Source organism: Pseudomonas sp. R37(2017), assembly GCF_002113375.1.
Lineage (GTDB): Bacteria > Pseudomonadota > Gammaproteobacteria > Pseudomonadales > Pseudomonadaceae > Aquipseudomonas.
The window spans coordinates 174,618-187,608 of the sequence record NZ_NEHO01000009.1; the positions used below are offsets into that span (position 1 = coordinate 174,618).

General features: G+C 60.1%; 11 protein-coding genes. All 11 read right to left on the reverse strand.

What is annotated here, in order from left to right; genetic code table 11:
• Entirely contained in the window at window positions 1-504 is a 504-nt protein-coding gene (nuoJ, locus tag CAG47_RS16725; RefSeq protein ID WP_085725959.1) for an NADH-quinone oxidoreductase subunit J, read from the reverse strand.
• A 9-nt stretch (window positions 505-513) separates the two neighbouring features.
• Window positions 514-1,059 carry an NADH-quinone oxidoreductase subunit NuoI gene (gene nuoI, locus CAG47_RS16730; RefSeq protein ID WP_218190682.1) on the reverse strand — a complete coding sequence of 182 codons (546 nt, stop codon included), beginning with the start codon at window positions 1,057-1,059 and terminating at the stop codon, window positions 514-516.
• A gap of 12 nt (window positions 1,060-1,071) precedes the next feature.
• Complete coding sequence (gene nuoH, locus CAG47_RS16735; RefSeq protein WP_085725961.1) at window positions 1,072-2,079, reverse strand: NADH-quinone oxidoreductase subunit NuoH; 1,008 nt, start codon at window positions 2,077-2,079, stop codon at window positions 1,072-1,074.
• Window positions 2,076-4,790 carry an NADH-quinone oxidoreductase subunit NuoG gene (nuoG, locus tag CAG47_RS16740; RefSeq protein ID WP_085725962.1) on the reverse strand — a complete coding sequence of 905 codons (2,715 nt, stop codon included), beginning with the start codon at window positions 4,788-4,790 and terminating at the stop codon, window positions 2,076-2,078. Before nuoG ends, nuoH begins: the two co-directional genes overlap by 4 nt.
• Window positions 4,791-4,926: 136 nt before the next feature.
• A complete protein-coding gene (gene nuoF / locus CAG47_RS16745) occupies window positions 4,927-6,282 on the reverse strand; it encodes an NADH-quinone oxidoreductase subunit NuoF (protein WP_085725963.1) in 1,356 nt (451 codons plus the stop codon).
• The gene (gene nuoE, locus CAG47_RS16750; protein WP_008020715.1) at window positions 6,279-6,776 is read right to left on the reverse strand and encodes an NADH-quinone oxidoreductase subunit NuoE; all 498 of its coding nucleotides are present in this window, start codon (window positions 6,774-6,776) and stop codon (window positions 6,279-6,281) included. The genes nuoF and nuoE overlap by 4 nt, the downstream gene beginning before the upstream one ends.
• A 2-nt stretch (window positions 6,777-6,778) precedes the next feature.
• Entirely contained in the window at window positions 6,779-8,563 is a 1,785-nt protein-coding gene (gene nuoC, locus CAG47_RS16755; protein WP_085725964.1) for an NADH-quinone oxidoreductase subunit C/D, read from the reverse strand.
• 73 nt (window positions 8,564-8,636) lie between these two features.
• Window positions 8,637-9,311, reverse strand: coding sequence for an NADH-quinone oxidoreductase subunit B family protein (locus CAG47_RS16760; RefSeq protein ID WP_085725965.1), 675 nt, complete (start codon window positions 9,309-9,311; stop codon window positions 8,637-8,639).
• Window positions 9,312-9,321: 10 nt separating this feature from the next.
• On the reverse strand, window positions 9,322-9,735 hold the full coding sequence (locus CAG47_RS16765; RefSeq protein ID WP_003223812.1) for an NADH-quinone oxidoreductase subunit A: 414 nt from the start codon (window positions 9,733-9,735) through the stop codon (window positions 9,322-9,324).
• A gap of 550 nt (window positions 9,736-10,285) precedes the next feature.
• Window positions 10,286-11,611 carry an isocitrate lyase gene (aceA, locus tag CAG47_RS16770; RefSeq protein ID WP_085725966.1) on the reverse strand — a complete coding sequence of 442 codons (1,326 nt, stop codon included), beginning with the start codon at window positions 11,609-11,611 and terminating at the stop codon, window positions 10,286-10,288.
• Between the two features lie 476 nt (window positions 11,612-12,087).
• Entirely contained in the window at window positions 12,088-12,849 is a 762-nt protein-coding gene (locus CAG47_RS16775; RefSeq protein WP_085725967.1) for a secretin N-terminal domain-containing protein, read from the reverse strand.
• Window positions 12,850-12,991 lie beyond the last annotated feature (142 nt).

Below are 12,991 nucleotides of genomic sequence, written 5' to 3' on the forward strand. Positions count from 1 at the left end.
TCATTGCTCCTTGGCTTCGTTACGGCCCAAATGGAACGCCGTGACGGCTGCGGCGAGCAGCAGCATCGAGGCGAGTTCGACCACCAGCAGGTAAGGACCGAACAGGCTGATGCCCACGGCCTTGGCGTCTACGGTGGAGTGGCCGACGGCCTGGCCGCTCTGGTGGGAGAACAGCACATACAGCAGTTCCACCAGCAGCAGTGCGGCGAGCAGGACCGGGCCACCCCAGATACCGGGCTTGAGCCAGACGCGCTCTTGCTGAACCGAGGCAGGCCCCAGGTTCAGCATCATCACCACGAACACGAACAGCACCATGATGGCGCCAGCGTAGGCGATCACTTCCAGGACACCGGCAAACGGCGCGCCAAGGGCGAAGAACGTCATCGCCACGGCGATCAGCGAAATGATCAGGTAGAGCAGGGCATGCACGGGGTTGGTGTTGGTGATTACGCGAAGCGTGGACACCACAGCGATACCCGATGCGAAATAGAAAGCGAATTCCATCTTTCTTCCTTAAGGCAGCAAGCTCTTCACGTTGATCGGTTCGGCTTCATTCTGCGCGGAGCCTTTCGGCTTCCCGGCAATCGCCATACCAGCAACACGATAGAAGTTGTAATCAGGGTTTTTGCCGGGGCCGGAGATCAGCAGATCTTCTTTCTCGTAAACCAGGTCCTGACGTTTGAACTCGGCCATTTCGAAATCCGGCGTCAGCTGGATCGCGGTGGTCGGGCAGGCTTCCTCGCAGAGGCCGCAGAAAATGCAGCGCGAGAAGTTGATGCGGAAGAAGTCCGGGTACCAGCGACCGTCTTCGGTTTCAGCTTTCTGCAGCGAGATGCAACCGACCGGGCAAGCCACGGCGCACAGGTTGCACGCTACACAACGCTCTTCACCGTCGGGGTCGCGGGTCAGGACGATACGCCCACGGTAGCGCGGCGGCAGGTAGACCGGTTCTTCCGGGTACTGCAGCGTGTCGCGCTTGCGGAAGGCGTGGCCGAAAATCATCACCAGGCTGCGAAGCTGGGTGTAGAGGCCATGCACGATATCTAGAATGTACTTCATGATTCTCTATCCTCACTGAGCCGCGACGGCGGGCGTGTTGAGCAACACGAGCGCAGCGGTCACCAGCATGTTGACGAGGGTCAGCGGCAAGCAGAACTTCCAGCTGAAATCCATCACCTGGTCATACCGTGGGCGCGGGATCGAAGCGCGCAGCAGGATGAACATCATGATGAAGAAACCGGTTTTCAGCGCGAACCAGATGAACGGGATCTGCGGCAGGATGTCGAACGGACCGTGCCAGCCACCGAAGAACAAGGTCACCAGCAGTGCCGAGATCAGCACGATACCGATGTACTCGCCGACGAAGAACATGCCCCATTTCATGCCGGCGTATTCAATGTGGTAGCCGTCGGCCAGTTCCTGTTCCGCTTCCGGCTGGTCGAACGGGTGACGGTGAGTCACGGCCACGCCAGCGATGAAGAAGGTCAGGAAGCCGAAGATCTGCGGAATGATGAACCACATGTTCTGCGCTTGATATTCAACGATGTCGCGCATGTTGAACGAGCCGACCTGGATCACGATGCCCATCAGCGACAGGCCCATGAACACTTCGTACGACACGGTTTGCGCCGAGGCACGCAAGCTGCCCAGCAGGGCGAACTTGTTGTTGCTCGACCAACCGGCGAACAACACCGCGTAGACCGACAGGCCCGCCATGGCGAAGAAGAACAGGATGCCGATGTTGATGTCCGCCACGCCCCAGGTCGGGGTGATCGGGATGATCGCGAAGGCAATCAGCAGGGCGCTCATGGCCACGACCGGTGCCAGGGTGAAGATCATCTTGTCGGCGAACGGCGGCGTCCAGTCTTCCTTGAAGAACATCTTGATCATGTCGGCGGCGATCTGGAACGCACCGAACGGACCTACGCGGTTCGGACCGTAACGGTCCTGCCAGAGGGCGAGCAAGCGACGCTCGACCCAGCTGAGCAGGGCGCCGCAGATCACTACGGCGAGCAGGATCACCACGGCCTTGAGGACCGCGATGATCACATCGATCACTTCAGGAGTGAACCAGGTCATTGAGCTGCCTCCTGCAGACCGTCAACGGATTTACCGAAAATCGCTGGCGGAATGCCGGCGATGCCCGCAGGCAATGCCACCAGGCCTGCGCCCAGTTCTTCATTGATGCGCAGCGGCAGACGCAGGGTCTGGCCGGCCACGTTCAGGCTCAGCATGGCACCGTCGTTGACGCCCAGGCGGTCGGCTTCGGACTTGGCCAGTGCAACATAAGCAGCCGGAATGCGCTCCTGAACCGGCGCGGCTTTCGAAGAGTTCTCTTCGCTGCCGAACAGGTGGAAGAACGGTACGGCCTGCCAGGTGCCTTGCGCCGGGTTGAATGCCCTTGGAACAGAGGCGAACCAGTTCAGCGAGTCACCGGTGCTTTCGATCAGGCGAGTGCCCGGGTCGCCAGCGCGGATGTGACCACCGACTTCGTCCTGGAACTTGTTCCAGGCCTGCGGCGAGTTCCAGCCCGGAGACCAGGCGAATGGCACTTGCTGACGCGGTTCGGCCGAGCCCGAGTAACCTTCCATGGAGAAGGCGAACGCGGTGTCCTTGTCCTGCGGGGTACGCGGTTCGTGCACGCTGATGTCGGCGCGCATGGCGGTACGACCGGAGTAACGCAGCGGCTCACGGGCCAGTTTCAGACCTTTGATGCGGAACGCGGCGGACGGTGCGGCGTCTACGATGGCGGCCAGTTGCGGAGTGCTCGAAGCGACCGCAGCGGTGACGTGGTCCAGTTGGGTCCAGTCGATCGCCTGGTTCAGCAAGGTTGCGCGCAAGGCATGCAGCCAGCGCCAGCCTTCGTGAACCAGGATGCTCGCATCCATGTATTGCGGGTCGAACACCTGGAAGAAGCGCTGGGCGCGGCCTTCCTGGCTGACCAGGGTACCGTCGCCTTCAGCGAAGCTGGCGGCTGGCAGGACCAGGTGAGCGCGGTCAGTGGTGGCGGTCTTCTGATGGTCGGCGACGATCAGCACCTTGGCGGCGGTCAGGGCAGCATCGACACGGGCCTTGTCGGTACGGGTGTACAGATCGTTTTCCAGCACGACGACGGCGTCGGCTTTACCGTCGATCACGGCTTGCAGCGCGGCGTCGACCGATTCGCCACCGAGCATGGCCAGGCCGAGGCTGTTGGCCTCTGGCACGATCAGGCTGATGGAGCCGTTCTTCTCGCGCAGCTTAAGGGCTTTGGCAATGTTGGCAGCAGCCTCGATCAGCGCTTTGGAACCCAGGGAAGTACCGGCGATGATCAGCGGGCGCTTGGCCGCGAGCAGGGCATCGGCAATGCGCTTGGCCAATTCGAGGGCTTCAGCGTCAAGGCCTTCAACGGCTGGAGCGCTGGCGTCGAGGGCGTGAGCCACGGCGAAACCGATGCGGGCCAGGTCGTCGGGAGCGGCGTGAACGCACTCTTCGGCGATGTCGTCGAGCTTGGTTTCAGCCAGGCTGGCGATGAACAGCGGGTTCAGCGCATGCTGGCCGATGTTCTTCACGGCGGCGTCGAGCCAAGGCTGGACACGCATGGCGTCGGCCATGTCTTCGGCCTTGCCCTTGACCGATTGACGCAGGGCCAAAGCCATGCGCGCAGCAGTCTGGGTCAGGTCTTCACCGAGGACGAACACGGCGTCGTGGTCTTCGATGTCGCGCATGTTCGGCACTGGCAGAGGGCTTTCTTTGAGCACCTGCAGGACCAGACGGATGCGTTCCAGCTCACCGGCTTCGATACCGGAGTAGAAGTGCTCGGCACCGACCAGTTCGCGCAACGCGTAGTTGCTTTCGAGGCTGGCACGTGGCGAACCGATGCCGACGATGTTGCGACCGCGCAGCAGGTCGGCGGCCTTGTCCAGTGCTTCGTCCAGGCTCAGCTTGGCGCCGTTGGCCAGCAGTGGCTGACGTGGACGGTCCTTGCGGTTGACGTAGCCATAGCCGAAACGGCCACGGTCGCACAGGAAGTACTGGTTCACCGAACCGTTGTAGCGGTTTTCGATGCGACGCAGCTCGCCGTAACGCTCGCCCGGGGAGATGTTGCAACCGCTGGAGCAGCCATGGCAGATGCTCGGCGAGAACTGCATGTCCCACTTGCGGTTGTAGCGCTCGGAGTGAGTCTTGTCGGTGAACACACCGGTCGGGCAGACCTCGGTGAGGTTGCCGGAGAACTCGCTTTCCAGCACGCCGTCTTCAACGCGACCGAAGTACACGTTGTCGTGGGCGCCGTACACACCCAGGTCGGTGCCACCGGCGTAGTCCTTGTAGAAGCGCACGCAGCGGTAGCAAGCGATGCAGCGGTTCATTTCGTGGGAAATGAACGGGCCCAGTTGCTGGTTCTGGTGGGTACGCTTGGTGAAGCGGTAACGGCGCTCGTTGTGGCCGGTCATTACCGTCATGTCTTGCAGGTGGCAGTGACCGCCTTCCTCACAGACCGGGCAGTCGTGAGGGTGGTTGGTCATCAGCCATTCGACGACACTGGCGCGGAAGGCCTTGGACTCTTCATCTTCGATGGAGATCCAGGTGTTGTCGGTGGCAGGGGTCATGCAGGACATGACGATACGACCACGGGTGTCGTTCTCGTCGGTGTACTGCTTGACCGCGCACTGGCGGCAAGCGCCAACGCTGCCAAGGGCAGGGTGCCAGCAGAAATAAGGGATATCGAGGCCTAGCGACAGACATGCCTGTAACAGGTTGTCTGCCCCATCGACTTCGAGCTCTTTGCCGTCTACGTGGATAGTGGCCATGGTTCAAAGTTCTTCGTTGGCCCGGTGTCAGCGGGCGTGGCTAATGGAATCTTGTTATCCGCGTGAATCAACACAGCCGTTGAAGGCGTCATCACACGAAAAGCGAAGGGCACGGACCCTTCGCCTTTTTAAGCGTTTACGCGCCGACTACGATCGGCCTTGCCAGAGGCGGGACGGCGGCGCTGACAGGCGCGATACCGGCTTCGAACTCTGGACGGAAGTATTTGATTGCGCTGCCCAATGGCTCCACGGCGCCCGGTGCGTGAGCACAGAAGGTCTTGCCCGGGCCGAGGAAACCGACCAGGCCCAGCAGGGTCTCGATGTCGCCTGGCTGACCCTGGCCGTTCTCGATGGCCATCAGGAGCTTGACGCTCCATGGCAAGCCGTCGCGGCACGGAGTGCAGAAACCACAGGATTCGCGGGCGAAGAACTGCTCCATATTGCGCAGCAGGGACACCATGTTGATGCTGTCGTCCACCGCCATGGCCAGGCCGGTACCCATACGGGTGCCCACCTTGGCGATGCCGCCGGCATACATTTGTGCGTCCAGGTGTTCCGGCAACAGGAAACCGGTACCGGCGCCGCCAGGCTGCCAGCACTTGAGCTTGTAACCGTCGCGCATGCCGCCGGCGTAGTCTTCGAACAGTTCGCGACCGGTGACGCCGAACGGCAATTCCCACAGGCCCGGGTTCTTGACCTTGCCGGAGAAGCCCATGAGCTTGGTGCCCATGTCTTCGCTGCCTTCGCGAGCCAACGATTTGTACCAGTCCACGCCGTCGGCGATGATCGCCGGCACGTTGCACAGGGTCTCGACGTTGTTCACGCAAGTCGGCTTGCCCCACACGCCAACGGCGGCAGGGAAGGGCGGCTTGGAGCGAGGGTTGGCGCGGCGGCCTTCCAGCGAGTTGATCAGTGCGGTTTCTTCGCCGCAGATGTAACGTCCGGCACCGGTGTGGACGAACAGTTCGAAATCGAAGCCGCTGCCCAGGATGTTCTTGCCCAGCAGGCCCGCTGCCTTGGCTTCTTCCACGGCACGGTTCAGGTGCCTGGCGGCGGTGGTGTACTCGCCACGCAGGAAGATGTAGCCACGATAGGTTTTCAGCGCGCGGGCACTGATCAGCATGCCTTCGATCAGCAGATGGGGCAGTTGCTCCATCAGCATGCGGTCTTTCCAGGTGTTCGGTTCCATTTCATCCGCGTTGCACAGCAGGTAGCGGATGTTGATGGATTCGTCCTTTGGCATCAGGCCCCACTTCACTCCAGTGGGGAAGCCTGCACCGCCGCGGCCCTTGAGGCCGGAGTCTTTCACGGTCTGGACGATGTCGTCCTGAGCCATGTCGGCGAAGGCCTTGCGGGCAGCGGCGTAACCGTTCTTGGCCTGGTACTCGTCGAGCCAGACGGCTTCGCCGTCGTCACGCAGACGCCAGGTGAGCGGGTGAGTCTCGGCCGAACGCTTGATGCGGTTGGCCGGACCGAAGGAAGTCAGGGTCATACGTAGCCCTCGAGCAATTTGGCAACGCCTGCTGGCTGCACATCACCGAAAGTGTCGTCGTCGATCATCAGCGCTGGCGCCTTGTCGCAGTTGCCGAGGCAGCAGACCGGCAGCAGGGTGAAACGACCGTCGGCGGTGGTCTGACCCAGGCCGATGCCGAGCTTGCTCTGGATTTCGCTGACCACGGACTCGTGGCCGCCGATGTAGCAGACCATGCTGTCGCAGACGCGAATGATGTGACGGCCGACTGGCTGACGGAAGATCTGGCTGTAGAACGTCGCCACGCCTTCAACGTCGCTGGCGGGGATGCCGAGGATCTCGCCGATGGCGTACAAGGCGCCGTCCGGCACCCAGCCACGTTCCTTCTGGACGATCTTCAGGGCTTCGATCGACGCCGCGCGCGGGTCTTCGTAGTGATGCAACTCGTGCTCGATGGCCGAGCGCTCGGTTTCACTCAAGGTGAAACGGTCTGTCTGGATAAGCGTGCTGTTCATGCTTAGCGGTCCACGTCGGCCATAACGAAGTCGATACTACCCAGGTACGCGATCAAGTCCGCGACCATGCTGCCTTTGATCACCGAAGGGATCTGCTGCAGGTGGGCGAAGCTTGGGGTACGAATCCGGGTGCGGTAGCTCATGGTGCCGCCATCGCTCGTCAGGTAATAACTGTTGATGCCCTTGGTCGCTTCGATCATCTGGAAGGATTCGTTGGCCGGCATGACCGGGCCCCACGAAACCTGCAGGAAGTGCGTGATCAAGGTTTCGATGTGCTGCAGGGTGCGCTCTTTCGGCGGCGGCGTGGTCAGCGGATGATCCGCCTTGTACGGGCCTTCCGGCATGTTGCGCAGGCACTGGTCGATGATCCGGATGCTCTGGCGCATTTCTTCCACGCGCACGATGCAACGGTCGTAGGCATCGCCATTGGCGGCCAGCGGCACTTCGAACTCGAAGTTCTCGTAGCCCGAGTACGGACGCGCCTTGCGCAGGTCGAAGTCGCAACCGGTGGAACGCAGGCCGGCACCGGTGACACCCCATTCCAGGGCTTGCTTGGTGTTGTAGTCGGCGACGCCGATGGTCCGGCCACGCAGGATGCTGTTGTCCAGTGCGGCTTTCTGGTATTCGTCCAGACGCTTGGGCATCCATTCGACGAAGTCCTTGACCAGTTTTTCCCAGCCGCGCGGCAGGTCGTGGGCGACGCCACCGATGCGGTACCAGGCCGGGTGCAGACGGAAACCGGTAATGGCTTCGATCACCGTGTACGCGCGCTGGCGGTCGGTGAAGGTGAAGAACACCGGGGTCATGGCGCCGACGTCCTGGATATAGGTACCCAGGAACAGCAGGTGGCTGGTGATCCGGAAGAACTCGGCCATCATGATGCGGATGACGTCGACCTTCTCTGGCACCTTGATGCCGGCCAGCTTCTCGACCGAGAGCACGTACGGCAGGTTGTTCATCACGCCGCCGAGGTAGTCGATACGGTCGGTGTACGGGATGAAGCTGTGCCAGGATTGGCGCTCGGCCATCTTCTCGGCACCACGGTGGTGGTAGCCGATGTCCGGGACGCAATCGACGATCTCTTCACCGTCCAGCTGCAGGATGATGCGGAACGCACCGTGCGCGGACGGGTGGTTCGGGCCGAGGTTGAGGAACATGTAGTCCTCGTTCGGGCCGGAACGTTTCATGCCCCAGTCTTCCGGCTTGAAGCGCGCGGACTCTTCTTCGAGCTGCTGCTTGGCCAGGTTCAGGGTGAACGGGTCGAACTCGGTGGCGCGGGCAGGGAAGTCCTTGCGCAGCGGGTGACCTTCCCAGGTCGGCGGCATCATGATGCGCGACAGGTGCGGGTGGCCTTTGAAGTCGATGCCGTACATGTCCCAGACTTCACGCTCGTACCAGTTGGCGTTCGGCCAGATGCTGGTGACGCTCGGCAAGCTGAGGTCGCTTTCGGACAAGGCGACCTTGATCATTACGTCACTATTACGCTCGATCGACATCAAGTGATAGAACACGGAGAAGTCGGCGCCGCTCGGCAGACCTTGACGCTTGGTGCGCAGACGCTCGTCCACGCCGTGCAGGTCATAGAGCATGACGTACGGCTTGGGCAGGTTGCGCAGGAAGGTCAGGACTTCGACGAGTTTGGCGCGGGCAACCCAAAGCACCGGCATGCCGGTGCGGGTAGGCTGGGCGGTGAACGCCTCGGGGCCAAAACGGTTGTTCAGTTCGACGACCACATCCTGGTCGTCTGCCTTGTAAGGCGGGATGTACAGAGCACTGCCTGTAGTCATGGTTATTTTATCGCTTTCGGTCAACGTAAAGAATGAAGCCAGTTTTTCGTTTCTTTGAAACAGCGGAACTGGATCAGACTTCGTCGGGGCTGCGCAGGTTGGTTACCTGAATGCGCTGTTCGCGGCGCTTTTCCTTTTCCGAAGGCATCTCGGCGCGGTACACGCCTTGATCGCCAACGACCCAGGAAAGTGGGCGGCGCTCCTGGCCAATCGACTCCTGCAACAGCATCAGGCCTTGCAGGAAAGCTTCAGGGCGGGGCGGGCAGCCAGGCACATAGACGTCAACGGGCAGGAACTTGTCCACCCCTTGAACCACGGAGTAGATGTCGTACATGCCACCGGAGTTGGCGCACGAACCCATGGAGATAACCCATTTCGGTTCGAGCATCTGCTCGTAGAGACGCTGGATGATCGGCGCCATCTTGACGAAGCAGGTACCGGCGATAACCATGAAATCCGCCTGACGCGGCGATGCCCGGATAACCTCGGCGCCAAAGCGCGCGATGTCGTGGGGCGCCGTGAAGGCGGTGGTCATTTCCACGTAGCAGCACGAAAGGCCGAAGTTATACGGCCACAGGGAGTTCTTGCGACCCCAGTTGATGGCGCCGCCAAGCACGTCTTCGAGCTTGCCCATGAAAATGTTTTTGTGGACTTGATCTTCTAACGGATCGGAAACGGTTTCCCGTTGGCCAATCGGATACTGCTCGTTAGGAGCATCGGGGTCGATCCTGGTGAGATTGTATTGCATTGCCAAAGCCTCATTGTTTCAGCTTCGCTTGCCGCTTGCGCCGAGCTTCCGGAGCCCAGTCAAGGGCGCCCACTCGGAATAGGTAGACAAGACCTGCCAACAGAATTGCTATGAAAACGAGAGCTTCGACGAATCCGGTCCAGCCGCTTTCGCGGACGGACACAGACCATGCAAAGAGAAAGAGGGCTTCGATATCGAAGATCACGAAGAGCATCGCGACCAGATAGAATTTGGCTGAGAGCCGTAAGCGGGCGCCACCTGTAGGTAGCATGCCGGACTCGAACGGTTCGTTTTTGCTGCGGCCCCAGGCTTTTGACCCGAGGAGGCTGGAAACGCCCAGCATGAAGGCACAGAGGCCGACGACGCCTAGAAGGAAAATGGCAAAGCCCCAGTTGTGGGCCATGAGTCCTGTCGCTTCGGGCATGCTGGTAATCCTTAACAGAGAGCAAGGGTCTCTGAGCTTGAAAGAAACAAAAGCAGTGACGATATGTCGCAGCAATCAATCCCGCTGATTTTATGGCTAAACACCCTGCAAGTAAAATTCCTATAGCGAAATTATTTATAGGAATAAGGACATCCCAAACCCCAAAAACCTCTGTAGCCCTTGCGTTGCGGGCATTAGCCGATTTTTCATCAATAATGTTTTGTAGGTAATGTAACGAACATGTTTTTATCTAAATGATAATTGTTATTGTTTGATGCGATTTTAATCTGCTCTATTTGAGGCGATTCGGAAAGTTGCCTTATATGCGCCCCTGTAGGAGCGAGCATGCTCGCGATGGAGGCCAGCGATAACGAGGGATACCTGAATGCCCGCGGCGCCTCGAGATTCTTCGCGAGCATGCTCGCTCCTACAGGTGTCGTGTTCTGGATGATGCAAAAAAAAACGCCCCGAACCAGTCGGGGCGTCAGATGTGCAGCGCTGCGGTTAGCTTTCCATCAGGTCTGCAGCGGCTGTTTGCTCAAGAAGCGGATCAGTGGAACTGTTCTTCTTCAGTCGAACCGGTCAGTGCGGTTACCGAAGACGAGCCACCCTGGATAACAGTGGTCATGTCGTCGAAGTAGCCGGTGCCCACTTCCTGCTGGTGAGCCACGAAGGTGTAGCCTTTGGCGGCGTCAGCGAATTCCTGCTCTTGCAGTTTCACGTAGGCAGTCATGTCGTTGCGGGCGTAGTCGTGCGCCAGGTTGAACATGCTGTGCCACATGTTGTGAATGCCGGCCAGGGTGATGAACTGGTGCTTGTAGCCCATGGCGGACAGTTCGCGCTGGAACTTGGCGATGGTCGCGTCGTCCAGGTTTTTCTTCCAGTTGAAGGAAGGCGAGCAGTTGTACGACAGCAGTTGGTCCGGGTATTCCTTCTTGATCGCTTCGGCAAAGCGACGGGCTTCTTCCAGATCCGGCTTGGCGGTTTCGCACCAGATCAGGTCGGCGTACGGAGCGTAAGCCAGGCCGCGAGCGATGGCCTGGTCCAGGCCGGCGCGCACTTTGTAGAAGCCTTCCTGGGTACGTTCGCCAGTCACGAATGGCTGGTCGTACGGGTCGCAGTCGGAGGTCAGCAGGTCGGCGGCGTTGGCGTCGGTACGGGCCAGGATGATGGTCGGAGTACCGGCGACGTCAGCTGCCAGACGGGCAGCGACCAGCTTCTGTACGGCTTCCTGGGTAGGAACCAGTACCTTGCCGCCCATGTGGCCGCATTTCTTCACGGAAGCCAGTTGGTCTTCGAAGTGAACGCCGGCGGCGCCTGCTTCGATCATGCTCTTCATCAGCTCGTAAGCGTTCAGTACGCCGCCGAAACCGGCTTCGGCGTCAGCCACGATGGGTGCGAAGTAGTCGATGTAGCCAGCGTCGCCCGGGTTCTTGCCGGCTTTCCACTGGATCTGGTCGGCACGACGGAACGAGTTGTTGATGCGCTTGACCACGGTTGGAACCGAGTCCACCGGGTACAGCGACTGGTCCGGGTACATCGATTCGGCGGAGTTGTTGTCCGCAGCCACTTGCCAGCCTGACAGGTAGATCGCCTGGATGCCGGCTTTGACTTGTTGTACAGCCTGGCCGCCGGTCAGGGCGCCCATGCAGTTGACGAAATCTTTTTCAGGACGGAAGGCCGGCTTGGCACCCTGGGTGACCAGGTTCCACAGCTTCTCGGCGCCCATTTTTGCAAAGGTGTGCTCAGGTTGAACCGAGCCACGCAGGCGGACGACGTCAGCAGCGGAGTAAGTGCGTGTCACGCCTTTCCAGCGCGGGTTTTCAGCCCAGTCTTTTTCGAGGGCTGCAATTTGCTGTTCGCGTGTCAGTGCCATGGGAGATAAACCTCGTCGCGTCTTTATGAAAAGTTGTTCTGCGGTGGAAAATTCCTGCGCTCGCTGACCAGAGGTTTGGATGGTCAAGTCGGATTCGGCGGGGAGGGCGACGGGATGAACGACAGGCTCGAGGGGAAGTGAGCAGGTAAAGGCGAACTGCGGGCGCATTCGGGCGTCGTGGGCCTTGGTACGAACATCAGTGTGCTGCCGGGTTACCTAATTACGCTTCCGTCCCTCGGGACAACTTCGTTCCAGTCGACAACCTCGTCAAACACACCTTGTGGGCGGTACAGACACGAAGCGGTTCGCGGGGGTAGGTTGCGAACATCGCCTCGAAGGCCCTTGCCAGGGCCCCTGATTAGCGGGAGCGAGGCCATCATGCCTTCGCTTTTTTGACTCGTCAAACGTTTTGTAGTGCTTTTTTTCAAGCACTACATCTTTGGTCTAATACGACTCGTGAGTCAGTTTCTGGTGTCTCAGTCCAAAGTATCGACTTTCACCCGCAGGGTCATGTCGTTGCGGCTTTGAGTTGAGTAGCTGCGGGTCTGGCCCTGTTTGTCGGCCTGGGTCTGGCCATTCACCCCGGCCAGCAGGATCCACTCGCCAAGGTGGCCGGTGACAGTTGTGTCGGTACTTTGCACGTTCACTACATCGGGACGTTCCTGGCTCATGCGGTCACGATTGGTACTGATCGACAGGTGAACGATGTCGCCGGTGACGTTTGCGGTGACGTAGAAACCCTGGGTGACATTGCGGTATTCGGTCTGGCTGCGCAGGTCGCCGTAGGAGTCGACTTGCGAACTGGTCAGCGGTACGCTTTGGCCCACCTGGATCAGCGCCGGTGCGCCTTCGCTGGCCTGCACCTGCTGGATACCGCCGTCGCGACTGTCGGTGCTGTAGTTGATGATGCGGGTCTGGCTGGGCTTGGCACCGTTCACCGAATAACCCTGGTCGCCCTGGACGTTGTTGTCGCTGGTATCGACAGTGATCAGCAGGCGTTTGGGTGCTGTATCGAGTTGCGAAAGAAGGGCTTTAAGTTCGTCGATCTTGCGTTGATCGGCGTTGACGATCAGTTGATTGCCGTAGGCGCTGACCTGTCCGTCCTTGCCGATGAAGTCTTGCGCTACCGGCAGCAGGTCGGCGCTGGTGCGGTAGTTGAGGGGGACGATTTCTGTGGCTGCCATGACCGAAAAACTGCAGGCCACCAGCAAGGTACTGAGCAGGGTGCGTAGGGACATATCCGTTATCTCCGCCAACTTGAACTGATGATAGTGCCAGTTTGTCGGCCCGGGGTGGCGCTAGTTGAATCGCAGACAGCAAAACGCCCCGGTATCCGAAGATAGCGGGGCGTTTTGTGGTGTTCTCTGTGGCGAGGAGGCT